We start from the raw sequence: 25,082 nt of genomic DNA, 5'->3' as shown, positions 1-25,082 counted from the left end.
ACGACGCGAGGGGCTCGGGATGCAGCATCCCGAGCCCTTCGTCGTGTCCGCTGCTCGCGCGCGCGTCCTCATCCGAGGAGGTCTGCCGAGATGAGGAGCCCGGCGTCGGGAGGGGTCCGCAGCGGGGCACTCGTCCTCGATTGAGGATCACGGATGCTGCGGGCCGCGGCATCCGTCACCGCGAAGCCCGGAGGGGTCAGACCTCGTGGCGGGCGAAGACGCTGCGAAAGAGGAAGGCCGTGGCGTAGGCGCCGACGGAGAAGCCGATGGTGGCGATCAGGATCGCGACGGGAGGGAACAGGATCGTCAGCGCGACCGCGGTCACCGGGATCACGAGAACGCCGAGGGTGCGCACCGGCTCTGCCGCCGGGAGCAGCAGCGAGTTCTTGAGGGTCTGGCGCACGGGCCCCGTGAGGTAAGCGACCTGCGCCATCGCGTAGAGGAACGCCGCGAAGAGGTACACCGCGCCGATCACCGCCACCACCCCGGCCACGCCGGCGAACAGCGCGGGATAGGCGAACCAGAACACGCTCGAGAATCCGAGCAGCGCGGCGGGCAGGAGCAGGCACAGCATCAACACCGTGGCGCGGCCGAAGTTCGCCCGGAACGCGGGGAAGAAGTCCTTGAGGGGGCGTCCGCTCTCATCGTCGGAGTAGCGGATCGTGACCTCGTACAGCGCGCTCGTGGCCGCGCCGATCGTGACGATCGGCAGGCACACGAGGATGTAGAGCAGGTTGAGCGCGACGAACGTCAGGAACGTCGAGAAGCCGCCGAGCGCGCGGCTGTCGGGATCGATCCTCATGCGTGCGTCACGATCGCGGCGCCGTGGGTGCTCCGGTGAGCGCCGGCGGCAGCAGGCGCACGGCGGGCTTCGCACCGCTGGAGAGGATCTCGCAGATCATGTCGGTCGCGGCCGCGCCGATCGCCTCGGCGGGCACCGCGATGCTGTCGGCGAGACCCGGCACCGAGCGCGCCACGTCGTCCGGGCACAGCGCGACGATCGCGGGTTCGTCCCCGCGCCGGACGCCGCGCTGGGTGATCGTCGTCGCGACGTGGGGGAGCGCGCCTTCGTTGTGCACGAAGAAGCCCGTGATGCCCGGGTCCTCCGTCATCACGCCGTCGACAGTGGCGATGGACTCGGACGTGCTCGGGCACGCGTGGACGCTGCCCGTCACGCCGTTCGCCTCGCACGCCGCCAGGAACCCGCGTGCAAGCCGGTCGGCGTACGAGGTGTGACGCGACATCACCTCGGGCGGCGAGCCGATGAGCGCGATGCGCTCGTGGCCGAGTGCGACGAGCCGGTCGACCGCGAGCCAGCCCGCGGCCTCGAAGTCGAAGTCGACGCAGGGCACGGAGCGACGCCCCTCGGGAAGACCGATGAGGACGCTCGGATGCCCCAGCCCCGACAGCGTGTCGATGCGCGGGTCGTCCGACTCGACGTCCATGACCAGCAGTGCGTCGACCATCGACCCCTTCGCCGCACGCTGCAGCGCCTTCGAGTCGTCGCTCGCGAGCAGCAGGATGTCGTAGCCGTGCTTGCGCGCCTGCGTGACGACGCCGGTGACGATCTGCATCACGACGTGCACGTCGACGCCGGTGCGCAGCGGAGCCTGCAGGCCGATGACATTGGTCGAGCGGGATGCCAGTGAGCGCGCGCCCGCGTGCGGGCTGAAGCCGAGGCTGTCGATCGCCTTCTCGACCCGGTCGCGCGTCTCCTGCGAGATGGCCCGCTTGCCGCTCATGACGTACGACACCGTCGAGATCGACACGCCCGCCTTCTGCGCGACGTCCGCGATCGTCACCATGAGATCCCCCGCTCTCCTCGTTCGATCACCCGTGTGGTTCCGGGTGCGAGCTCGTATGTTCCGATCGAACCGTCCGGCCCGTGCACACTCATTGTGACTGCTCGCGCCCGCGCGCGAAGCCGCGCCCGCACGAGTCGTCCGCCGGCCCATTCGACGTCGACCGACACATCGCCACGGGAACGGATGCCGCGCACCCGGCCATCCGGCCACTCCGGCGGCAGCGCGGGCAGCAGCCGCAGCGTGACGCTGGGTACCTCCCGGTCGTCGACGGGGTTTGGGGCGTCATTCCTCCGTTGGGGCGCAGATTCTGCGCCCCAACGGAGGTTCTGCGCCCCAGACCCGGAAGTGACAGGGCGTGTGGGCTCGAGGAAGGACTGCACGAGGGCCTCGGCGATCGCTGCGGTCAGTCCGAGGTTGCCGTCGATCTGATACGGCGGATGCGCGCTGAAGAGGTTGGGGTAGACCCCGCCGCGATGAGCATCGGAGCCCTCTTCCGCGGGTCGGAGCGCCAGCCGCAGCTGCGCGTGCACGGCCGCGCCGTCGCCCAGGCGCGCCTGCATCGCGGCACGCCAGGCGAGCGCCCAGCCGGTCGACTCCGGACCGCGGAGGCGAATGGACTCGGATGCTGCGCGCGCGAGGCCGGGTGTCGCGGCCGGCGTGATCCGCGCCAGCGGGAACAGGCCGATGAGGTGCGAGAGGTGGCGGTGGTCGGGTTCGGCCTCGACGCGCTCACGGTCCCACTCGAGGAGATCGCCGCGTGCCGACACCTGCGGGTCGGGGAGGGCATCCGTGAGCGTGGTCAGCGCCGCGATCCACGGGTCGTCGACGTCGAGCACCGCCGCGGCGGCGCGGCAGACCGCGGCGAGCTCGCGCAGCAGGGCGACGTCCATCGCCGCCGACACCGCGACCCCGCGCTCGTGCCCTTCGGCGTCGAGGTAGTGGTTCTCGGGCGAGGTCGACGGGCTCGTCCACGCGCGCTCGCCGTCCGTCTGGATCCACGAGAGCGCGAAGGCCGCGGCCGAGGCGAGCGCCGGCCAGGCCTCGCCCTGCAGGTACGCGCGGTCTCCGCCGAACGAGTAGTGCTCCCACAGGTGCAGGGCGAGCCACACCCCGCCGAGCGACCAGTTCGCCCACGCCGGGTCGCCGTAGCCGGCGCCGACCGGCGCGGCGAAGGCCCAGGCATCCGAATTGTGATGGGCCACCCAGCCGTCCGCGCCGTACAGCTCGCGCGCGACGGCGGGGCCCGTCGTCTCGGAGAGCCGCCGCGTGAAGCGCAGGAGGGGCTCATGGCACTCGGCGAGGTCGGTCGTCTCGGCCGGCCAGTACGCCATCTGCGTGTTGATGTTGAGGGTGTACGCGCTCGACCACGGCCCCGGAAGCTCGGCGTTCCACAGCCCCTGCAGGGTGACCGGCAGCCCGCCGGGCTGCGACGAAGCGATGAGCAGGTACCGCCCGTAGTGGAACATGATGGCGGCGAGAGCGGGGTCGTCGCGCTCCTGCGCGCGACGCACCCGGTCTACGGTGTCGAGTGCCTCCACGCCGCCCGGTGCCGGCAGTTCGAGCGCGCACCGCGCGTAGAGCTCACCGTGGGCGGCTTCGTGGGCGGTGAGCAGGTCGGCTGCGGTCGCGTGGACGTCGACGGAGCCACGGATGCCGCGCAGCAGCGCCGCCGCGTGCCCCTCCGCATCGCGGGCATCGGCCGGGTCGCCGGGCAGCGAAGGCGAAGTGGCCGTGGCGATCGCGAAGAGGTGCGTCGTCGCGGGCGCGCCGACGAGGACCCCGTCGACGACCTCGGAGGCGCCGCGCGCCTGGACCAGGATCGCGCCATGGCGCCCGTGCTCCTCGTCGTAGCGGATGGGCTCGGCGGGGCTCTCGTGACCGGGTGCGACGTCGACCGGGAGCCACCATTCGGTCGCGAGATCGCCGCCCGCCGAGCGCGGGGCCGAGCGCGGGCGCAGGAGCGACCCGATCTCGAGGTGCACGCGCACCGGCTCGTTCGCGGTGACCTCGTGCATGATCGCGCCGGTCACGAGGTCCGCCCACGTGCGGTGCCGCACGTCGACGTCGCCGAGCGCGTAGTGGTGGGTCGCGACGCCGGTGGCGAGATCCAGGCGCCGCCCGTAGACCCGAGGCGTTTCGACTGGCTCGTTCCTCGCTCGCTCAACGGCCGGTTCGGAGCCGGACCCTCGCTCGTCGAGCGAGGGAGCGCCGGCGACCGGGTCGAAGCGCCCCGGACCCGGCTGCGACCCGGAGTGCGCAGCATCCGTCTCCACCGTCAGCTCGACCCAGCCGAGCGGCAGGTAGGCCTGCACCCACGGTGCCTGCATGCGCTGCAGGAGTGCCTCGGCGGAGTCGACGTCGTCGGCGTCGATCGCCGCGCGCACGGCCTCGAGTGCCTCGGGGCCGTGATCCGCGACGCCTTCCAGCGGGTCGGCGTCTGCGCGCCCCGACCACGCCGTGATGTCGTTCAGCCACAGCCGCTCGCCGCCGGCGAGCCCCGCGCACATCGCGCCGCGCACGCCGTTGCCGACCGGGTAGGCCTCGAGCCACCGTGAGGCGGGCGCGGAGGAGCGCAGCGTGTGAAGCCCTTCGGCGAGCTCAGGGTCCGAGCCGGGCGGAGGTGGGACCGCATCATCGCGGCGCGTGGACATCGTCACAGTCGTAGTATACCGTCTCAGTGTTGAAGCGCTTCGAAAGTTCGACGCTCTTCTCGCCCACAAACCCGTGACCGTCCGATCGAAACTCAGCGAAGAGGTTCCCCGCTCCATGGCCACCACGCCCGACCCGCGTCGGATCGACGCGTTCTCCGAGATCACCCGTGACCTCGGCATCTGCTTCGGCGGTGACTACAACCCCGAGCAGTGGCCGCGAGAGGTCTGGCAGGAAGACGCCGAGCTCATGGTGCGCGCGGGTGTCAACCTCGTGACGGTCGGGGTGTTCAGCTGGGCGCGCCTCGAGCCGTCGCCGGGCGAGTACGACTTCGCGTGGCTCGACGAGGTGCTCGACCTGCTGCATGCCCACGGCATCGCCGTGGACCTCGCGACCCCGACCGCCTCGCCGCCGCCGTGGCTCGGCGTCCTCCACCCCGAGACGCTCCCCGTGAACCCCGACGGTGTGCGCCTGGCAGCCGGGTCCCGCAACCAGTTCACGCCGGCCTCGCGCGTCTACCGCGAACACGCCCTGGCGATCGCGACCGCCCTCGCCGTGCGCTACGGCGCGCACCCCGCGGTGCGCATGTGGCACGTCGGCAACGAGTTCGGGCAGATCGACTTCGGCGATGAGGCGGCGCGCGAGTTCCGGCTGTGGCTGCGTGAGCGCTACCACTCGATCGACGCGCTCAACGAGGCCTGGGGAACCCTCGTCTGGTCGCAGCGGTACCGCGATTTCGACGAGATCGTGCCGCCGCGGCGCATGCCGTACCTCGTGAACCCCGCCCACTCGCTCGACTTCCGCCGGTACACGTCGTCGGCGCTGCAGCGGGTGTTCGCCGAGCAGCGCGACGCCATCCGCGCGACCGGCGCCAACCAGCCGATCACGACCAACTTCATGGGCTTCGAGCCGCTGACCGACCTGTGGGAGTGGGCCGAAGACGTCGACGTCGTCGCTGACGACCAGTACCCCGACCATGCGAGCGCCACGTCGTCGTCCGACATCGCGCTCGTGCAGGACCTCATGCGCTCGCTCGGCGAAGGGCGGCCGTGGGTGCTCATGGAGCAGGCGGTGAGCGCGACCTCGTGGCGCCCGCACAACCTGCCCAAGAGCCGCGACCGCGCTCGTCTCGACTCGCTGCAGGCGGTTGCCCGAGGGGCGGACGCGATCTGCTTCTTCCAGTGGCGACAGGCCCGCACCGGCGCCGAGCGCTTCCACTCCGCGATGCTGCCGCACGCCGGCGCCGACACCGAGGTCTTCGAGACCACGTGCGCGCTCGGCGCCGACCTGCGCCGACTTCGCCCCCTGGCCGGCGGGCGGGTCGAGGCATCCGTCGCCCTCGTCTTCGACTGGCCGTCGCGGTGGGCAGCGGACGAACCGGGCCGCCCGACCCAGCGGCTCGACACGCTCGAGCAGGCGCAGCGGTGGCACCGCGCGCTCTGGCGCCGCGGCATCGCGGTCGACGTGGTCCGTCCGGGCGCCGACCTCTCGACGTACGCCACGGTGCTGGTGCCGCACACGTACATCGTGGAGCCGGATGCTGCCGCCACCCTCCGCGCGGCGGTCGAGCGCGGCGCGAGCCTCGTGGTCGGTCCGTTCTCGGGCGTGGCCGACGGCAACGCCGGCATCCTCACCGGGCGCTCGCCGGTGCTGCTGCGCGACCTCCTCGGTGTGAGCGGCGAGGAGTGGGTGGGTCTGCCCGACGCGCCCACGCCGGTCGCGGCCGACCCCGCCTGGGCCACCGCACCGCCTCGGGCCGAGGCATCCATTCTCGGCGAGCGCCTCCGTGCCGAGGGGGCCGAGGTGCTCGCCCGCTTCGGCGCCGGACACCTGTCCGGTGCACCCGCGATCACCCGGCACCGCGTCGGCGACGGCACCGCGTGGTACCTCGGCGCGATCGTCTCGGACGACGCGCTCGCCGCGGTGCTCGACGACGCGCTCGACGCTGCCGATGTCGTGGGCGTCCTGCCCGGCCGCGCGCTGCCGGAAGGCGTCGAGGCGGTCCAGCGCGGCGAAGCCCTCTTCCTCCTCAACCACGGCGAACAGGACCGGCGGATGACGCTCCCCGGCCCGCGCCGCGATCTCCTGTCGGACGCGGACGTCGAGGGGCAGCTGACGCTGGCCTCCGGCGCCGCCATGGTGCTCATCGAAAGGCACGCAGAGTGAAGTTCACCGATGGCTACTGGCTGACCAGGCCCGGCCTCGCGCCGTTGTACGCGGTCGAGGTCGACGACATCCGCGTCGACGAGGCAGCGGGCACGATGACCGTGTACGCCCCGACTGCGGCGATCCGCGACCGGGGCGACACCCTCAACCGCGCGATGCTCACGGTCACGTTCTCGGCGCCCGCGCCGGGCGTCGTCAAGGTGCGCGTCGAGCGCCACGCGGGCGCCGTGCACCGAGGACCCGACTTCGAGATCTTCGGCGCGGAGGGCTTCCGGCCCGACATCACGGTCGACGAGAACGAGGGGATCCTCGACGCCGGCCCGCTGAAGGCGCGGGTCGCGCGCACGGCGGGCCAGTGGCGCATCGACTTCCTCGAGGCGGATGGACGCGTGCTCACCAGCTCCCTCCCGCGGTCGATCGGCCATTACACCGACACGACGGGCAAGAACGGCACCGCGGGCACGGCCGGCACCGCCGGCACCGCCGGTACGGCCGCCGGCGGCACGAAGCCGACGTGGGTGCACCAGCAGCTCAGCATCGAGCCGGGCGAGCGCGTGTACGGGCTCGGCGAGCGTTTCGGCGCGTTCGTCAAGAACGGCCAGGTCGTCGACACATGGAACGCCGACGGCGGCACCTCCAGTGAGCAGGCGTACAAGAACGTGCCGTTCTACCTCACGTCCCGCGGCTACGGCGTGTTCGTCGACCACCCCGAGAACGTCTCGTTCGAGGTCGGCAGCGAGGTCAACTCGCGCGTCCAGTTCTCGGTGGGCGGCGAGTCCCTCGAGTACTACGTGATCGCCGGCCCGGAGCCGAAGGAGGTGCTGCGCCGCTACACCGCGCTCACCGGGCGCCCCGCACGCGTGCCCGCGTGGTCGTTCGGGCTCTGGCTCACGACGTCGTTCACCGCCAGCTACGACGAGGACACCGTGAGCGCCTTCGTCGACGGCATGGCTGAGCGAGACATCCCGCTGTCGGTCTTCCACTACGACTGCTTCTGGATGCGCGAGTACCAGTGGAGCGACTTCGAGTGGGACTCCCGCGCGTTCCACGACCCGGTCGGGCAGATCGCGCGAATGCACGAGCGCGACGTGCACGTGTCGCTCTGGATCAACCCGTACATCGCGCAGCGCTCGGCGCTGTTCCGCGAAGCGGCCGACAGCGGCTACCTGCTGAAGCGCACCGACGGCAGCGTGTGGCAGTGGGACATGTGGCAAGCGGGCATGGGCCTCGTGGACTTCACCAACCCCGACGCGGCGGACTGGTACGTCGAGAAGCTGCAGGGCCTGCTCGACCAGGGCGTCGACGCGTTCAAGACGGACTTCGGCGAGCGGATCCCCGTCGAGGGCGTGGTGTGGCACGACGGGTCGGATCCGCACCGCATGCACAACTACTACGCGAAGCTGTACAACGAGGTCGTGTTCCGCGCGCTCGAGCGGCATCACGGCGTCGGCGACGCTGTCGTGTTCGCCCGTTCCGCGACCGCCGGCTCGCAGCAGTTCCCGGTGCACTGGGGCGGTGACAACGACTCGACGTTCCTGTCGATGGCGGAGTCCCTCCGCGGCGGGCTGTCGCTCGCGATGTCGGGCTTCGGGTACTGGAGCCACGACATCGGCGGGTTCGAGGGCACGCCCGACCCGGGCCTGTTCAAGCGCTGGCTCGCGTTCGGCCTGCTCTCGTCGCACTCGCGTCTGCACGGCTCGTCATCGGTGCGCGTGCCATGGGCCTTCGACGAGGAGGCGGTCGACATCGCCCGCTCGTTCACGAAGCTCAAGATGCGGCTCATGCCCTACCTCGCGGGCGCCGCCGAACAGGCGCATCGCTGCGGGACGCCGATGATGCGCCCGATGGCGCTCGAGTTCCCCGGGGACCGCTCGGGCTTCGACGCCGACACGCAGTACATGCTGGGTGACGCGCTGTTGGTCGCGCCGATCTTCACCGCCGACGGCAGCGTCGAGTACTACGTGCCGGAGGGGGAGTGGACCTCCCTCCTCGACGGATCCGTGGTCGACGGCCGCCGGTGGATCTCCGAGACCCACGGCTACGATTCGGTGCCGCTGCGGGTGCGACCGGGAACGGTGCTGCCCTTCGGCGCGGATGACAGCCGCCCCGACTACGACTGGTCCGACGGCGTCACGCTCCGGTGCTTCGAACTGCCCGACGGCTACGACCGCGAGACGCGGGTGCCGGGCCACGACAGCAAGGGATCCATCGACGGCGTCGGCGCGACGACGTTCCGCGTGCGCCGTGAGGGCGCCGCGATCATCGCGTCGACGGACGACGCGCACGCGCCGTGGGCGCTGCAGGTGGGTGACCGGATCGTCCGGGCCGAGGCATCCGGAGAGATCCGTGTCGAACTCGATGAGGAGACTGCGCGATGACCGACATTGCAACGGATGCTGCGACCCGGGCGGTCGCCGAAGACGAGACGTCTGAGCGGCCGCTCTTCCGGCAGGTCGACCAGCCGCTCGCGGCACGTGCCCGCGACCTGCTCGACCGGCTGACGCCCGACGAGCGGATCGCGATGCTGCATCAGGCGGCGCCCGCGGTCGAACGGCTCGGGGTGTCGGCGTGGCACACCGGATGCGAGGCGCTGCACGGCGTCGCGTGGCTCGGGCGGGCGACGGTGTTCCCTCAGTCCGTGGGACTCGCCGCGACGTGGGACACCGACCTCGTCGAGAAGGTGGGCGAGGTCGCCGCGGTCGAGGTGCGCGCCAAGCGCGCCGAGAACCCGATGGTGAGCCTCAACGTCTGGGCGCCGGTCGTCAACACGCTCCGCCACCCGGGCTGGGGACGCAACGAGGAGGGCTACTCCGAGGACCCGCACATCACCGCGGTCTTCGGGACCGCCTATTCGCGGGGCCTCCGCGGCGACCACCCGCGTGTGTGGCGCACCGTGCCCGCGCTCAAGCACTTCCTCGCCTACAACAACGAGACCGATCGCTCGGTGACCTCGTCCGAGATGTCCCTGCGCACGCTGCACGAGGAGGAGCTCCCGGCATTCCGCGCAGCGATCGAGGAGGGCGTCGCGGGTGGCATGATGCTCGCGTACAACCGCGTCAACGGCATCCCGGCGCACACCCAGCCCGAGCTGGTCGCGGAGGCTCGGAGCTGGTCCGACGAGTCGATCGCCGTCGTCTCGGATGCCGGCGCTCCGACCTTCCTCGTCACCACCCAGCGCACCCAGCCTGACCATGTGCACGCCGCGGCAGCCCTCGTGACCTCCGGCCTCGACTCGTTCACCGACAACGACGCGAACGCGGCGCCCACCATCGGCTATGTGACGCAGGCGCTCGCCGAGGGCCTGCTCACCTCGGACGACGTCGACCAGGCCGTGCTGCGACTGCTCGAGCTGCGCATCCGGACGGGCGAGTTCGACGGCGACGACGACCCGTACGCGGGGATCGGCGCCGACGCCATCGACGCGCCCGGGGCTCGTGAACTCGCCCGGGAGGCGGTGGCGCGCTCGGTCGTCGTGCTGCGGAACGACGCCGACGTGCTGCCGCTCTCCCGGGCGTCACGGGTCGCGGTCGTCGGGCCGCTCGCCGATCTCGTGCTCACCGATTGGTATGCCGGCACTCCGCCCTACGTGGTCGGGCTCGGCGCCGCTGCCGCCGAGCGCTTCGGCGAGGCCGAGGTCGTGACCGGCGCAGACACGATCGCGCTCCGTGCCTCGTCGAACGGCCGCTACGTCGTGTCGAACGCCGACGGCTCGGTGGTCGAGGCGGCCGGTGATGCCGCCGTCGACGACGCCCTGTTCGACGTGACCGACTGGGGCGACGGCATCCTCACCCTGCGCTCCCACGCGAGCGGTCTGCTCCTCACCGGCGCGAAGTGGCCGATGCGCGCGGACGCGACGCGCGTGGGCGAATGGGTGGTGCAGGAGAGCTTCCGCAAGCACCTCCACGCCGACGGCACGTGGTCGCTGCTGCACCTCGGGTCGGGCCGGTGGCTGCGGGTGTTCCGCGATTCCGGGCTGCTCGCCGCGGAGGCCGTGACGCTCGACGCCGCCGAGCGCTTCGGCGTGCGCGTGGTGCGATCGGGCGCGACCGCGGTGGCCGAGGCGGCCGCGCGTGCCGACGCCGTCGTCGTCGCGGTGGGCAACGACCCCCACCTCAACGGTCGCGAGACGGAGGATCGTCCGCACCTGCGGCTGCCCGACGCGTGGGCCGAGGTGTGGCGCGCGGCCCGCGAGGCGAACCCGCGGGCGGTGCTCACGATCGTGTCGAGCTACCCGTATGTGCTCGCGGGCGTCGAAGCGGAGACCGTCGTCTGGTCCAGCCACGGCGGCCAGGAGCTGGGACACGGCGTGATCGACGTGCTGTCGGGCGACGTCGAGCCGTCGGGCCGTCTCTCGCAGAGCTGGCCCGCGACCGAGGCGCAGGCGGGCGACCTGTTCGACTACGACACCCTGCGCCAGGGGGCGACCTACCGCCATCAGCCCGACGAGCCGACGTTCGCGTTCGGCCACGGACTCACCTTCACGACGGTCGCCTATGAGTCGGTGACTGTGGATGCCGCTGTCCCCGCGCCCGCGCCGACCCACCGCCACGCCGGCTTCGCGCCGCGGGAAGACGAGACCGTCGTGAACGCGGTGGTGCGGGTGCGCAACACCGGCGACCGCGATGCCGAGGAGCTCGTGCAGCTCTACGCGCTGTCGTCGGGCTTGCCGCTGCCGACGCCGCGGCGCCTGCTCGTGGCCTATCGCCGCGCGCGGCTCGCGCCTGGCGAAGTCCGCGACGTCGAGCTGACGTTCTCACCCGCGCGCCTCGCCGTGTGGGACGACGCCGTGCGCCTCCCCGGCGCGGTCGACGACTGGCTCCACGATGGTGCGCTGCGCGTGCAGCCCGGGACGTACACCGTTGCCGCGGGGCCGTCGGCGTGGGATCTGCCCGTGCGGGCTGATCTGGAGGTCACTGCGGGCTGAGGCTGCGGCATCCCACCCTGCGGGCTTGGCAGCCGACGCCGCCCGTCCTCAACAGGTCAACCGGGCTCCTGCAGGGGCGTTTCGGTGCACGTGCTCCTGTAGAAGCCCGGTTGACCTGTCGGAGGGACGACGCGCGAGGAGCCGGGAACGCAGTCCTGCTCGACTACGGTGCGAGTTCCTCCGCCAGAGCCCGCGTCTCGTCCGGAGTCCAGATGCGGTCGCCGAAGACGTGACGATGCGCGAGCGACAGCTCCGCGCCCGGGTCCAGGACGACGTACTCGTCGAACGAGGGCGACGGCGCGAGCACCGGGATCGGCTCACTGCGCACGAACCAGCGGATCGGGGGCGCTCCGGTCGAGGTGCCCGCGAACGCGAGCACGGTGGCGCCGCCGTCGATGTCGTCGTGCTCGCCCGAGAAGGCCACCCACGGCGCGACGTGGCCCATCACGCCGTCGTCGCCGGCGTCATCGGGGAAGCCGCCGGCCAGCACGCGGCCGCCGGTCCAGGCACGAGGCATCCGGATCATGAAGCCGGTGTAGCCGGCGCCGGGTCGTCCCTCGGTCGTCGGGCTGCCGAGTTCGAGCTCGCGCCCCGACACGTTGCGCAGTGTCGTCGAGAAGTCGAGCATCCAGAGGCCGCGGTCGGTGTCGACGCCGTGGAAGCGGTGCGTACGGGTCTCGGAGAGCCACTCCTCGCCGCCCTGAGTGATCCACGTGAGCTCTTCGGTGAAGGCGACCTCGGGTCCGCCATCGGCCACCGTCGTGAAGCCGTCGTGGCGGATGGTGCCGACGTTGTCGAGGAGCGCGTAGTCGCCGTGCTCCGGACGGAACGTGTTCCCGCCCCAGAAGTTCTGACCCGACACGTGGGTCCAGGTCATCTGGAGGCCCTTGTGCCACCGGTGGTCCCACGGGCGGAAGCCGGTGAGCAGCGCACCATCCAGCGCTCGCAGGGGGTGGAGGAAGGGCTTGGGGCCCTCGGAGATCTCGCCACCCGGCTCGAACGCGTAGCGCGCGATATCGACGCCGGCGGCAATGACGGTCACATCGGTCTGTTCGAGGCGGAGGGTGAGGTCGGTCACGGTCCCATTGTGGCCCAGATCCATGGAAAACGCTTGCCCATTGTTCGCGCGGACGCATAATGTACCGCTCCCGAGGCTGGAGCGGTAGAGGCATCCCCACGCGCCGCGGCGGCGATAGCGTCTTCGTCATCATACGAGACCCCGCACCCCCCGCGGCGTCCGCGAGACAGAAGGAGAAGAACATGCTCTGGACCATCCTCGGCCTGATCATCATCGGCCTGATCGCCGGCCTCATCGCTCGCGCCATCATCCCCGGCAAGCAGAGCATGGGCATCCTGCTGACGATCGTCCTCGGAATCGTCGGCTCGTTCGTCGGCGGGTTCCTCGGCTTCCTGTTGTTCGGAAGCGACCCCAACGGTGGCTTCCTGCAGCCGTCGGGTATCATCGGCTCGATCCTGGGCGCGATCATCGTGCTGGGCATCTACGTCCTGGTCACGCGTCGCCGCGGCGTCAACCGCGTCTGACCGGCTGCCCCGGGCTCTCACGCACAACACTTCGCCCGGATCCGTGCGCTCCCTCGCACGGATCCGGGCGTCGTTGTGTGCGACCGCGGGTCAGGCGCCCGCGAGGGCCTGCGACACGACGTCGCGGGCCTCGGCCTGCACCTGCGCGAGGTGCCCGGGTCCGCGGAGGGACTCGGCATAGAGCTTGTAGACGTCCTCGGTGCCCGACGGACGCGCGGCGAACCAGGCGTGCTCGGTCTGCACCTTGAGGCCGCCGATCGCGGCACCGTTGCCCGGCGCGTGCGAGAGCTTCGCGGTGATGGGCTCGCCGGCGAGCTCGGTCGCGGTGACCGCCTCAGGGGCGAGCTTGCCCAGCGCGGCCTTCTGCGCGGGCGACGCCGGGGCGTCCACGCGCTGATACGCCGAAGCGCCGAACTCTGCCTCGAGTTCGGCGTACCGCTGCGAGGGCGTCTTCCCGGTGACCGCGAGGATCTCGGAGGCCAGGAGGCACAGCAGGATGCCGTCCTTGTCGGTGGTCCAGACGGAGCCGTCCTTGCGGAGGAACGACGCTCCCGCCGACTCCTCGCCGCCGAAGGCGACGGATCCGTCCAGCAGTCCGGGCACGAACCACTTGAACCCGACCGGAACCTCGAGCAGCTCGCGCCCGAGCGATTCGGCCACGCGGTCGATGATCATCGAGCTCACGAGGGTCTTGCCCACGGCAGCATCCGTCGGCCAGTCCGGCCGGTGCGAGTAGAGGTAGTCGATCGCGACGGCGAGGTAGTGGTTGGGGTTCATCAGCCCGGCGTCGGGCGTCACGATGCCGTGGCGGTCGGCGTCGGCGTCGTTGCCGGTGAGGATGTCGTACTCGTCGCGGCGCGCGACGAGAGCGGCCATCGCCGACGGCGACGACGGATCCATGCGGATCTTCTCGTCCCAGTCGAGGGTCATGAACTTCCACGTGGGGTCGACGTCGGGGTTCACGACGGTGAGGTCGAGGCCGTGCACCTCGGCGATGAGCGCCCAATACTCGACAGACGCGCCGCCCAGCGGGTCGGCCCCGATGCGCACGCCGGCCGAGCGGATGGCCTCGACGTCGATGATGTTCGCGAGGTCGCGCACATACGCGTCACGGAAGTCGTAGTCGCCCAGCTTCTCGCCGTCGAGGTCCTTGAACGGCGTGCGGGCGACACCCTCGAGATCCGCCGCGATGAGCTCGTTCGCGCGGTTCGCGATCCAGCCCGTGGCATCGGTGTCGGCGGGACCGCCGTTCGGCGGGTTGTACTTGAAGCCGCCGTCGCGCGGCGGGTTGTGGCTCGGGGTCACGACGATGCCGTCGGCGCGGGTCGGGTCCGCGGCATCCTTCCCGCGGTTGTAGGTCAGGATCGCGTGGCTGAGCGCGGGGGTCGGCACCCAGGAGTCGCGCGAGTCCACGCGGACATCGACGCCGTTCGCGACGAGCACCTCGATGGCGCTGCGCTCGGCGGGAAGCGACAGGCCGTGCGTGTCGCGTCCGAGGAACAGCGGGCCCTCGATGCCCTGAGCCTTCCGGTAATCGACGATCGCCTGCGTCGTGGCGAGGATGTGGGTCTCGTTGAAGCTCGCCGACAGCGACGAGCCGCGGTGCCCGCTCGTCCCGAACGCGACGCGCTGCTCGGGGACGGCGGGGTCCGGCTTGAGGTCGTAGTAAGCGGCGATCAGCTCATCGATGTCGATGAGGTCGGATGCTTCGGCCGGCTGTCCTGCGCGAGTCATGCGTCCCAGTCTGCACGTCCTCCGCCTGCCGCGCACGGTCCGTGACACCCTGCGCCGGTGCGCAATTCAGGACCGGTGCGCCGCGCCGTGGGCGCGGCCCCCGGAATTCCGCGGGCGGGGTCGATGTCGCGCGACCTCCATCCTGAGTTACGGACGGGATCGGGCCCACGGGGCCCGGGCTAGGCTGGCACGCGTGACTTCCGAGGTCGCCTCTGCCGAGGCATCCGTTCCCGTCCGCCGCACGTACAGCTTCCTGGGCCCCGCGGGCACGTTCACCGAGGCGGCGCTCGCCCAGGTGCCGGAGGCGCGCGGCCACGAGTGGCGCCCGGTGCGCAACGTGGGGGAGGCGCTCGCCGACGTCGTCGAGGGCCGCTCCGACGCCGCGATGATCGCGATCGAGAACTCCGTCGACGGCGGAGTCTCGACCGCGCAGGACGCCCTCGCGACGGTGCCGGGGCTTCGCATCGTCGGCGAGTACCTCGTGCCTGTCGAATTCGTCCTCGTCGGACGCCCCGGCGCGCGACTGGAGGACATCTCGCTCATCGCCGCGCACCCCGTCGCGTACGCGCAGTGCCTGCAATGGCTCTCGGCCGCGCTGCCCGCTCACGCTCACGTGCCGGCCGCGAGCAACGTGGCGAGTGCGATGGGCCTGCTGGACGGATCGAGCGACGCGGATGCGGCGATCGCGCCTCCCGGGATCCTCGAGCATCACCAGCTCGAGCTGCTGGCCTCGAACATCGGCGACAACCCCAACGCGGTGACCCGGTTCGTGCTCGTGAGCCGCACCGTCGTGCCGCCGCCGCCGACCGGCGCGGACAAGACCTCGCTCATCGTCGAGCTGCCCGACGATCACCCCGGTGCCCTGCTCGAGATGCTCGAGCAGTTCGCCACCCGCGGCATCAACCTGTCGCTGCTGGCCTCGCGTCCGATCGGCGACGAGCTCGGCCGCTATCGGTTCGTCGTCGACGCCGACGGGCACCTCGAGGACGAGCGCATGGCCGACGCCCTGATGGGCCTGCGCCGCTTCAGCCCCCGCGTGACGTTCCTCGGGTCGTACCCGCGCGCCGATCGCGCCGTCGTGCGCTACCCGGAGCGCTACGCCGACGACGTCTTCGTGGAGGCGCGCGACTGGCTGCGGGGACTCATCTCCGGAGAGCCCGAAGTGCAGGACTGACGAGCCCCGCCGGGGTCAGAGGCCGAGCTCGCCCGCCAGCAGCTCGAGGGTCTGCAGGCGGCCGGGCGCGGCATCCATCGGCTCGTCCTCGTACGATCCGGCGATCGGGGAGATCATCACCTCGTCGACGCCGTGCTTCGCGGCGAAGGAGCGGAGATCGGATGCCACGGCCCCGGCTGTGCCGACGAACCACTTCGCGCGGGCCGAGGCCATGAAGGTGTCGCCGAGGCCGGCGAAGTCGGCCGCGTTGGCGAGCGCGTGCTCGACGGTCTCGAGCGGCACGAGCGGCTTGTTGGTGCGCAGGCGCGCCGTCATGCGGAGGTTGGGCAGGGCGCGGGCCTCGGCCTCGTCGTGCGTCGGGGCTACGAGCACGTTCGCGGTGAGGAAGGTGCGCGGGGCGGCGAGCGACTCGGACGGCACGAACGCCGAGCGGTAGAGATCGAGCGCGCGCTCGAGGCCCTCGCCCGAGAAGTGGTTCGCGAACACGTACGGCAGGCCCAACGACGCGGCGAGCTGTGCGGAGTAGTCGCTCGACCCGAGCAGCCACACCTCGGGAGTCGTCGTCGCGGCGGGCGTCGCGCGCACGTCGTAGGTCCCGCCGGACGTGAAGCGCAGCGAGGCGCCGTCCGGGGCGACCAGGGAGAGGATGTCGCGCACGTGGTCGGGGAAACGTTCGACGTCGCTCGTCGTGCCGCTCTGGCGCAGCAGCTGCGTGATGACCGGATCCGACCCCGGCGCCCGTCCGAGGCCGAGGTCGATGCGCCCCGGCGCGAGTGCCTCGAGCGCCGCGAACTGTTCGGCGACGACGAGCGGAGAGTGGTTCGGCAGCATCACGCCGCCCGACCCGAGCCGGATGCGCGACGTCCGCGCGGCGGCCGCCGCCGCGAGCACCGGCGGCGTCGTCGAGGCGACGGCCGGCATGTTGTGGTGCTCGGCGAACCAGTAGCGGCGATAGCCGAGCCGATCCGCCGCGTCCACGAGGGAGAGGGATGCCGCGACCGCCTGCGCGCTGGTCTGCCCGGTGCGCACCGGAACGAGGTCGAGAACGGACAGGGCCGGGGCAGGGGTCGCAGTGCTCATCGTCTTCTGCAACCCCGCGCCCCGGCATCCGCATTCCGCATCCGGCCGGTCTCTTTGCCGTCAGCGCGCGGATGCGGAATTGGGACAGCACTCCCGTCTCCGGAGCAACGACCGCCCCGAGCGCCGGAAAGCGGCGGAAAGTCCGAATTCCGGATCAGCAGACACCGGCTACGGGAGGCGGTTGGCCTTCGCGAGGTTGTCGCGAAGCTCGTCGGCGGTCTGCGCGACGACGTAGGCCGGGCGGTCGCGCTCGAGGCGCCACGATTCGCTCAGCGGACCCGCGCTCACAGTGTCGAAGCCGAGCGCGTCGTAGACGCCGGTGACGAACTCGATCGCCTCGTCGTCGTCGCTCGCGGTGCCGAGTGCACGGCGCTGCGGGTCGCCCGCAGCGAGGCCGCCGGCATTGATGTCGGACGCGTACAGGTGGTTGAACGCCTTCACGACCTTCGAGGTCGGCAGGTGCTGCTGGAGGAGCCCCGAGGTCGTCGTCTCTCCGCGGTCGAGGGCGTCGATGTGGCCGTCGCGCTCGAAGTAGTAGTTGTTCGTGTCGAGCACGATCTTCCCGGCGAGCGGTTCGACCGGCACGTCCTTCAGGGCCTTCAGCGGCACGGTCACCACCGCGATGTCGGCGGCCGCGGCCGCGTCGGCGGCGGTCGCCGCGCTCACCTTCGGCCCCAGCTCGTCGACGAGCCCCGCGAGGCTCTCGGGTCCGCGTGAGTTCGAGATCACGACGTCGTAGCCGAGTCCCGAGAATGCCCGCGCGAGCGCGCTGCCGATGTGTCCTGCACCGATGATTCCGATCGTGGTCATGTCGACCCGCAACCGCGGGGCGCAGCATCCCATTCCGTATTCCTGTCATCGGAGGACATCCAGGAAACGTTTTCGTGATTCGGCCCGCCGCAGCGTGCGTCCGTGTGACGATGTGGGCATGGACTACACCCACCTCGGACGAACCGGCACCTCCGTCTCGCGGATCGTGCTCGGAACCATGAACTTCGGCGACCGCACCTCGGAGGAGGACTCGTTCGCCATCCTCGACCGCGCACTGGAGCTCGGCGTCAACTTCATCGACACCGCCAACGGCTACGGCGGCTCGGGCGGCCGCGGCGCCACCGAAGAGATCATCGGGCGCTGGTTCGCCGCCCGTCCCGGCGTCCGTGACGACGTGGTGCTCGCCACCAAGGTGCACTCGCCGATGGTCGATCCGACCCCTGACGGCGACGTGGTCAACGCCCGCGGCGCGTCCGCGTGGCAGGTGCGGCGCGAGGCGATCGGGTCGCTCAAGCGCCTGCAGACCGACCGCATCGACCTGTACCAGTTCCACCACATCGACCGGCACATCTCGTGGCAGGAGCTCTGGCAGTCGATGGAGGTGCTCGTCGCGAAGGGCGAGGTCGTCTACACCGGAAGCTCGAACTTCGCGGCGTGGAACATCGCCCAGGCCAACGAGATCGCGGCCCGGCGCCACTTCCTCGGGCTCGTGAGCGAGCAGTCGCTGTACAACCTCGCGCAGCGCTCGATCGAGCTCGAGGTGATCCCGGCGGCGCAGAACTACGGCCTCGGCATCCTGCCCTGGTCGCCGCTCGCGGGCGGACTTCTCAGCGGCGGATCGACGGATGCCGCAGCCCGGTCCGGATCCGAACGCATCACGTCGCAGCGCGAGCAGCGCCGCGACCAGCTGCAGTCGTACGAGCGGTTCGCCCGGGAACGCGGCTGGACGCCGTCGGCCTTGGGCCTCGCCTGGCTGCTGCACCAGCCCGGTGTGACCGGCCCGATCATCGGACCCCGCACGGTCGCCCAGCTCGAGTCGGCCGTGTCGGCGCTGGACATCCACTTGAGCGACGACGATCTCGCGGCCCTCGACCAGCTGTTCCCCGGGCCGGGCGGGCAGGCGCCGGAGGCCTACGCGTGGTGACGCATCGAGCGGGTCGTGCGCTCAGGAGCGCGCGGCCCGCTTGACGTGCTCGTACGCAGCGAGCGCCGCCTTGCGGGTCTCGCCGAGATCGACGAGAGGCTCGGGCCCATCGTCGCGCAGCGACTCGGGAGCCCACGCGCGCTGGTAGTGCCCGTCGGCGTCGAACTTCTTCGCCTGCAGCTGCGGGTTGAAGATCCGGAAGTACGGTGCGGCATCGGCGCCCGAGCCGGCGACCCACTGCCAGTTGAACGGGTTGTTCGCCTCGTCGGCATCGACGAGCGTGTCCCAGAACCACTCCTCGCCGCGCCGCCAGTCGATCAGCAGGTTCTTCACGAGGAAGGATGCCGCCACCATGCGCACCCGGTTGTGCATGTAGCCGGTCCTCCAGAGCTCCCGCATGCCCGCGTCGACGAGCGGGACGCCGGTGCGCCCCCGCTGCCACGCCGCGAGGTGCGTCGGCTCGAGCCGGGGCCACGGGAACGCGTCGAACTCGGGCCGCAGGTTCTTCGTCGCGAGCTGCGGGAAGTGGAACAGCGTGTGCCATGCGAACTCGCGCCAGCCGAGCTCCGAGAGGAAGCGCCCGCCGTGACCGGCCTCGACCGTCTCGTGCCACACCGTGTGCGGGCTCACCTCGCCCCACCGAAGTCGCGGCGACAGCAGCGATGTCGCGCCGGCCGCCGGCTCGTCGCGCGCCCGGTCGTACGCGGCGAGGTCGTCGTCGAGGAATTCACGCAGCCGCCGTCGTGCGGCGGCCTCGCCCGGCTCCCACGTGTCGCGCAACCCGCCCGCCCAGTCCGGGTGGCGGGGGAGCAGTCCCCAATCGTCGAGGGAATCGGATGCTGCACCCCCGCGCACGCCGTCGACCTCGCGCGGCTCCGGCAGCGGTGCCCGCGGCGCCGGCAGCGCGAGGCACGCGCGCCAGAACGGCGTGAACACCGAGAAATGCGTCCCGGCGCCGGTCTTCACGGTCCACGGCTCGAAGAGCAGAGAGCCGGCGAAGGAGGCGACCTCGACGCCCTCCTCGCGCAGCCCGGCCTTGAGCGCGGCGTCGACCTCGCGCTCGGGGCCGCCGTAGCGCCGGTTCCAGAACACGGCTCCGGCCGAGGCATCCGTCACCAGTTCACGCACCACGCGCTCAGCGGGGCCGCGGCGCAGGACGAGGGTCGCGCCGCGCTCGCGGAGCCGATCGTCGAGCGATGCGAGCGAATGGTGCAGCCACCACCGTGCGGCGCCGCCGAGCGGGCGGATTCCGGGGGACTCCTCGTCGAGCACGTACAGCAGGATGAGGGGCTCGCCGCGGTCGATCGCCGCGCGCAGCGCAGGATTGTCGGCGAGACGGAGGTCATCGCGGAACCACACGATCGACGGTCGGGCCATGGACCCATCCTGCCGGGCGCACGCCTGCACGAACGGGGCTTGACAGCCCGTCGACACGTTCGACGCGGGCGCTTGCACTGACTTGCGCGATCCTGCAAGTTCTTGCGTACACTGAGCGCATGTCGAAGCGTCTCGCCGAAGTGGCGCGCAAGGTCGGTGTCAGCGAAGCCACCGTCAGTCGTGTGCTCAACGACAAGCCGGGCGTCTCGGAGGCGACGCGCCAGGCCGTGCTCACCGCGCTCGACGTGCTCGGCTACGAGCGGCCGACCAAGCTGCGCGGCGAGCGCGCGCGTCTCGTGGGCCTCGTGCTCCCCGAGCTGCAGAACCCGATCTTCCCCGCGCTCGCCGAGATCATCGGCGGCGGGCTCACGCAGAACGGCTACACGCCGCTGCTGTGCACCCAGAACGCGGGCGGCATCACCGAGTCGGACTACGTCGACCTCCTCCTGCAGCAGCAGGTCTCGGGAGTGATCTTCCTCGGCGGCAATTACAGCCAGGCGGATGCCCCGCACGAGCATTACGACAGGATCCGGCAGGTGAACCTGCCGACAGTGCTGGTGAACGCCCGCATCGGCTCGCTCGACTTCGCCACCGTCTCGACGGACGACGCGGCCGCCGCGGAGCAGGCGATCCAGCACCTGCATCAGCTGGGTCACCGCCGCATCGGCCTGCTCCTCGGACCGCTCGACCACATCCCGTCGCAGCGCAAGCTCGCCGCCGCGCGCCCGCTGCTCGAGCGCCTCGGCTCGCCGCTGGACGACTCGCTCGTGGTGCGGGGTCTGTACTCGCTGGAATCCGGTCAGGCCGGAGCATCCCGCCTCTTCGCGGCCGGTGCGACCGCGATCGTCTGCGCGAGCGACCCGCTCGCCCTCGGCGCCGTGCGGGCCGCCAGGCGCGCGGGCCTCAGGGTGCCCGCCGACGTCAGCGTCGTCGGCTTCGACGACTCGTTCCTCATGAGCTGCACCGAGCCGCCGCTGACGACGGTCCGCCAGCCGATCGAGTCGATGGGCCGCACCGTCATCGACCTGCTCCTCTCGCAGATCGCCGGCACGACGGAGGCGGGAGACGAGCTCCTCTTCGAGCCCGAGCTGGTGCTCCGCGCCTCGACAGGCCCCGCCGCCGCCTGACCTCCGGCCCCGCACCATCCCCGCCCCCACCGCCGCACCCCGCCCCCACCGCCGCACCCCGCCCCCACCGCCGCACCCCGCCCCCACCGCCGCACCCCGCGGCGCGTCCTCATCTGAGGGTCAGAGCCGAGCTGAGGACGCGCACAGCGGTTTCGCCCCTCATCTCGGCGCAGCCCCTCGAACGAGGACCGACCATCGAGCCGGGCAGCTGCCGTGCGGCGATCCCGGGAGGCGGACCGCGATCCTTCTACACCGGGACGCAATCGTAATCTTGCATAATCCTGTCAAAGACTTGCACGACTCACTCGATCCGAATACATTCATCGCATCACGTCCTTCCCATCGATGAGGAGACCCGTGGACACCGAGGTCCTGACCCGTGGCCCCCAAGCCGTACCTGCGAGCGACGACCCGCTGTGGTGGCGGTCGGCCGTCATCTACCAGGTCTACGTGCGCAGCTTCGCGGACGGCAACGGCGACGGCACGGGCGACCTCGCCGGCGTGCGGGCGCACCTCTGCTACCTCAAGGACCTCGGCGTGGACGCCATCTGGTTCAACCCCTGGTACCCGAGCCCGCTGGCCGACGGCGGCTACGACGTGCAGGACTACCGCGACATCGACCCGCGGTTCGGCACCCTCGAGGAGGCGGAGCTGCTGATCCGGGAGGCGCTGGCCCTCGGCATCCGTACCATCATCGATGTCGTCCCGAACCACATCTCGGATCAGCACCCCTGGTTCCAGGCGGCACTCGCCGCCGGTCCCGGCAGCCCCGAGCGCGAGCGATTCTGGTTCCACCCCGGCAAGGGGCCGAACGGCGACGAGATCCCGACGCACTGGGTGTCGAGCTTCCAGGGCGAGACGTGGACGCGCACGACGAACCCCGACGGCACGCCGGGGCAGTGGTACCTCCACATGTTCACGCCCGAGCAGCCCGACCTGAACTGGAACCACCCCGACGTGCGCCGCGAGCACGAGGAGATCCTGAGGTTCTGGTTCGACCGGGGCGTCGCGGGCGTGCGCATCGACTCGGCGGCGCTGCTCATCAAGGATCCCGAGCTTCCCGAGGTCGGCGAGAAGCAGGGCGCCGGTCAGCACCCCACCGAGGACCGCGACGAGCTGCACGACATCTACCGCTCGTGGCGCGCGATCGCCGACTCGTACCCCGGGACGCGCGTGCTCGTCGGCGAGATCTGGGTGCCCGACATCGTGCGGTTCACCAATTACCTGCGCCCCGACGAGATGCACACCGCGTTCAACTTCGACTTCCTCGCGCGGCCGTGGGGTGCGGCATCCTTCCGTCAGTCGATCACCGCGACGCTCGAGGCCCACGCGCCCGTCGGCGCACCGTCGACGTGGGTGCTGAGCAACCACGATGTCACTCGTCCTGTCACCCGGTACGGGCGCGAAGACACGGCGTTCGCGTTCCTCAGGAAGCGGTTCGGCGTGCCGACCGACCCCGAGCTGGGCCTGCACCGCGCTCGCGCGGCCGCGCTCCTGGTCGCCGCGCTCCCCGGCAGCCTGTACATCTATCAGGGCGACGAGCTGGGTCTCCCCGAAGTCGAGGACCTGCCTCTCGACCTCATCGAGGACCCGATGCACTTCCGCTCCGGAGGCACGGACCCGGGACGAGACGGATGCCGCGTCCCGCTGCCCTGGTCGGGCGACCGTGCTCCGTTCGGGTTCAGCCCCGAGGCCACGCGCACATGGCTGCCGCAGCCGCAGGGGTGGAGCGGGCTCACCGTCGCGGAGCAGGACGCAGACCCGGCGTCGACGCTCAACCTCTACCGCGACGCGCTCCGCCTGCGCCGCGAGCTCCCCGAGCTCGGCGACGGGCCGCTCGAGTGGTGGGATGGGGCGATTCCCGCCGCGAACGGCCCCCGCCCCGACATCCTCGCCTTCCGGCGCGGCGACCGCTTCGCGTGCGTCGTCAACACCGGCGACGACCCGGTCGCGCTTCCCCCCGGTGCGACCATCCTCCTCACCAGCTCGCCCCTCGAGGCCGGCCCGCTGCCCGGCAACGCCGCCGCCTGGCTGCGGCTCGAGGGCGCGGCTGGGCCCACGCGCCCGGAGGCTCCGCGCAGCGCGTCAGCGATGCGTGGAGAAGGCGTGGGGACCGAATCCCACACCCGCACCAACACCCCGGAGACGTCCGCGCCGAGAGGCTGACGCGGAACTCCCCTCAGAAAGGAAAGACGATGAAGTCACCAGCAAGGGTCCTGCTCGCCGGTGTCGCCACCCTGGCGACCGTCGGCGCGCTCGTCGGCTGCTCTGCGGCGGGCGGCGACGAGAACAGCGACGGCAAGCTCGAGCTCCGCGTCGCGACCTTCCCGCCCGGCGCCGACGCCGCGGCGTACGAGGCGTTCGCCACCCAGGAGGAGCAGTTCGAGAAGGAGCACCCGGAGATCGACATCATCGGTGTCGAGTACGAGTGGGAAGGCCCGACGTTCGCCGTGCAGCTCGCCGGCGGCAGCCTCCCCGATGTCTTCACCGTGCCGTTCACCGACTCGAAGACGCTGCTCGAGAACGGCCAGCTCATGGACGTCACCGCCGAGGTCAAGGAGCTCGGCTACGAGGACAGCTTCAACCCGATCATCCTCGACGGCGTCAAGGACGCCGACGGGAACATCTTCGGCTTCCCGCGCCAGGCCTACGCGATGGGGCTGCACTACAACCGCGACCTGTTCGAGCAGGCAGGGCTCGACCCCGACCAGCCGCCCACGACGTGGGACGAGGTGCGAGAGTACGCCGAGAAGATCCACGACGCCACCGGCAAGGCCGGGTACGCGCAGATGGCGATCAACAACACCGGCGGCTGGCAGTTGACCGCGCAGACCGTCGCCCGCGGCGGTCGCACGCAGACCGATGAGCCCGACGGCAGCGCCACCTCGACGATCGACAACGACGCGACCAAGGCGACGCTGGAGTTCCTGCACGACCTGCGCTTCGAGGACGACTCGTTCGGCGCCAAGGTCGACCTCGACTGGGGCACCATCAACCAGGAGTTCGCCGCCGGCAACATCGGCATGTACACGTCGGGCTCCGACGTCTACACCGCCCTCGTGCGCGACTTCGGCCTCGACCCCGCCGTCTACGGCCTCGGCGTCGTGCCGATCGAGGGCGACGACCCGGGCACCCCCGGCGGCGGGGACATCGCGGTGATCAGCCCGACGGTCGACGACGAGACCAAGGCGGCCGCGGTCACCTGGATCGACTGGTACTACATGCAGAAGCTGCTGAACGAGGATGCCGCGGTGCAGGACGCGAAGGCGCTCGCCGAGTCCGACCAGGCCGTCGGCACGCCGGTCCTGCCGGTGCTGAGCCGCGAGCTGTACGAGGAGTCGCTCACCTGGATCGAGCCGTACATCAACGTGCCGCGTGACCAGATGACGTCGTTCACCGACAACATCTGGGACCAGACGCCCGTGGGTGAGCCGAAGAAGAAGACGCAGGAGGTCTACGCTCTCCTCGACACGGTCGTCCAGACGGTCCTCACCGACGAGAACGCCGACATCGACGCGCTGCTCGCGCAGGCGCAGGCGGACGCGCAGGCGCTGCTCGACGAGTAAGGGACGAGCGGATGCCGCGACCC

The 25,082-nt window shown here is 71.2% G+C and carries 17 protein-coding genes; 9 read left to right on the top strand and 8 right to left on the bottom strand.

Annotated elements, in window-relative coordinates:
- Positions 1–196 precede the first annotated feature (196 nt).
- From J2Y46_RS01410 to J2Y46_RS01400, 3 genes are read right to left on the bottom strand one after another with little or no spacing between them, the layout of a single operon-like run.
- Positions 197–802, bottom strand: a complete 606-nt coding sequence (locus tag J2Y46_RS01410; protein ID WP_045297015.1) for a YesL family protein — start codon at positions 800–802, stop codon at positions 197–199.
- Positions 803–809: 7 nt separating this feature from the next.
- On the bottom strand, positions 810–1,805 hold the full coding sequence (locus J2Y46_RS01405) for a LacI family DNA-binding transcriptional regulator (RefSeq protein WP_045297017.1): 996 nt from the start codon (positions 1,803–1,805) through the stop codon (positions 810–812).
- Positions 1,799–4,456: a glycosyl hydrolase family 95 catalytic domain-containing protein gene (locus J2Y46_RS01400; RefSeq protein WP_310241063.1), complete on the bottom strand. Its 2,658-nt coding sequence runs from the start codon at positions 4,454–4,456 to the stop codon at positions 1,799–1,801. Before J2Y46_RS01400 ends, J2Y46_RS01405 begins: the two co-directional genes overlap by 7 nt.
- A gap of 115 nt (positions 4,457–4,571) precedes the next feature.
- On the opposite strand from J2Y46_RS01400, the gene J2Y46_RS01395 reads away from it, so the two are divergent.
- From J2Y46_RS01395 to J2Y46_RS01385, 3 genes are read left to right on the top strand one after another with little or no spacing between them, the layout of a single operon-like run.
- Positions 4,572–6,620, top strand: coding sequence for a beta-galactosidase (locus J2Y46_RS01395; protein WP_310239729.1), 2,049 nt, complete (start codon positions 4,572–4,574; stop codon positions 6,618–6,620).
- Positions 6,617–8,998 carry an alpha-xylosidase gene (gene yicI, locus J2Y46_RS01390; RefSeq protein ID WP_045297022.1) on the top strand — a complete coding sequence of 794 codons (2,382 nt, stop codon included), beginning with the start codon at positions 6,617–6,619 and terminating at the stop codon, positions 8,996–8,998. Before J2Y46_RS01395 ends, yicI begins: the two co-directional genes overlap by 4 nt.
- Entirely contained in the window at positions 8,995–11,544 is a 2,550-nt protein-coding gene (locus J2Y46_RS01385) for a glycoside hydrolase family 3 C-terminal domain-containing protein (protein ID WP_310239725.1), read from the top strand. Before yicI ends, J2Y46_RS01385 begins: the two co-directional genes overlap by 4 nt.
- Before the next feature lie 163 nt (positions 11,545–11,707).
- Here the strand turns inward: J2Y46_RS01385 and J2Y46_RS01380 are convergent, their stop codons facing one another.
- Positions 11,708–12,622 carry a PmoA family protein gene (locus J2Y46_RS01380; RefSeq protein WP_211255852.1) on the bottom strand — a complete coding sequence of 305 codons (915 nt, stop codon included), beginning with the start codon at positions 12,620–12,622 and terminating at the stop codon, positions 11,708–11,710.
- A gap of 182 nt (positions 12,623–12,804) precedes the next feature.
- Between J2Y46_RS01380 and J2Y46_RS01375 the strand changes: the two genes are divergently transcribed.
- Positions 12,805–13,086: a GlsB/YeaQ/YmgE family stress response membrane protein gene (locus tag J2Y46_RS01375; protein WP_045297025.1), complete on the top strand. Its 282-nt coding sequence runs from the start codon at positions 12,805–12,807 to the stop codon at positions 13,084–13,086.
- A 90-nt stretch (positions 13,087–13,176) separates the two neighbouring features.
- Here the strand turns inward: J2Y46_RS01375 and pgm are convergent, their stop codons facing one another.
- Entirely contained in the window at positions 13,177–14,820 is a 1,644-nt protein-coding gene (gene pgm, locus J2Y46_RS01370; protein WP_310239722.1) for a phosphoglucomutase (alpha-D-glucose-1,6-bisphosphate-dependent), read from the bottom strand.
- Positions 14,821–15,013: 193 nt separating this feature from the next.
- Here pgm and pheA point away from each other — a divergent pair, with 193 nt between their 5' ends.
- On the top strand, positions 15,014–15,994 hold the full coding sequence (gene pheA / locus J2Y46_RS01365; RefSeq protein WP_045297028.1) for a prephenate dehydratase: 981 nt from the start codon (positions 15,014–15,016) through the stop codon (positions 15,992–15,994).
- Between the two features lie 15 nt (positions 15,995–16,009).
- Here pheA and J2Y46_RS01360 read toward each other — a convergent pair whose 3' ends face one another.
- Together J2Y46_RS01360 and J2Y46_RS01355 are read right to left on the bottom strand one after the other, a co-directional pair.
- Positions 16,010–17,074 (bottom strand): LLM class flavin-dependent oxidoreductase, encoded by a 1,065-nt coding sequence (locus tag J2Y46_RS01360; RefSeq protein ID WP_310239719.1) that lies wholly within the window; start codon positions 17,072–17,074, stop codon positions 16,010–16,012.
- Between the two features lie 168 nt (positions 17,075–17,242).
- Entirely contained in the window at positions 17,243–17,884 is a 642-nt protein-coding gene (locus J2Y46_RS01355; protein ID WP_310239718.1) for an NAD(P)-binding domain-containing protein, read from the bottom strand.
- Positions 17,885–18,002: 118 nt separating this feature from the next.
- On the opposite strand from J2Y46_RS01355, the gene J2Y46_RS01350 reads away from it, so the two are divergent.
- Positions 18,003–18,989 carry an aldo/keto reductase gene (locus tag J2Y46_RS01350; protein WP_310239716.1) on the top strand — a complete coding sequence of 329 codons (987 nt, stop codon included), beginning with the start codon at positions 18,003–18,005 and terminating at the stop codon, positions 18,987–18,989.
- A gap of 21 nt (positions 18,990–19,010) precedes the next feature.
- On the opposite strand, the gene J2Y46_RS01345 is transcribed toward J2Y46_RS01350, so the two are convergent.
- Positions 19,011–20,366, bottom strand: coding sequence for a deoxyribodipyrimidine photo-lyase (locus J2Y46_RS01345; RefSeq protein ID WP_310239714.1), 1,356 nt, complete (start codon positions 20,364–20,366; stop codon positions 19,011–19,013).
- Between the two features lie 119 nt (positions 20,367–20,485).
- On the opposite strand from J2Y46_RS01345, the gene J2Y46_RS01340 reads away from it, so the two are divergent.
- From J2Y46_RS01340 to J2Y46_RS01330, 3 genes are all read left to right on the top strand, one after another.
- Positions 20,486–21,493: a LacI family DNA-binding transcriptional regulator gene (locus J2Y46_RS01340; RefSeq protein ID WP_045297034.1), complete on the top strand. Its 1,008-nt coding sequence runs from the start codon at positions 20,486–20,488 to the stop codon at positions 21,491–21,493.
- A gap of 345 nt (positions 21,494–21,838) precedes the next feature.
- Positions 21,839–23,659, top strand: coding sequence for a glycoside hydrolase family 13 protein (locus J2Y46_RS01335; RefSeq protein WP_396653140.1), 1,821 nt, complete (start codon positions 21,839–21,841; stop codon positions 23,657–23,659).
- A 29-nt stretch (positions 23,660–23,688) separates the two neighbouring features.
- The gene (locus J2Y46_RS01330) at positions 23,689–25,059 is read left to right on the top strand and encodes an extracellular solute-binding protein (RefSeq protein WP_310239709.1); all 1,371 of its coding nucleotides are present in this window, start codon (positions 23,689–23,691) and stop codon (positions 25,057–25,059) included.
- Positions 25,060–25,082: the final 23 nt, after the last annotated feature.

The organism is Microbacterium sp. BE35, assembly GCF_031457705.1.
Taxonomy (GTDB): Bacteria; Actinomycetota; Actinomycetes; order Actinomycetales; family Microbacteriaceae; genus Microbacterium; species Microbacterium trichothecenolyticum.
This window is presented reverse-complemented; position numbering and strand designations above follow the sequence as displayed.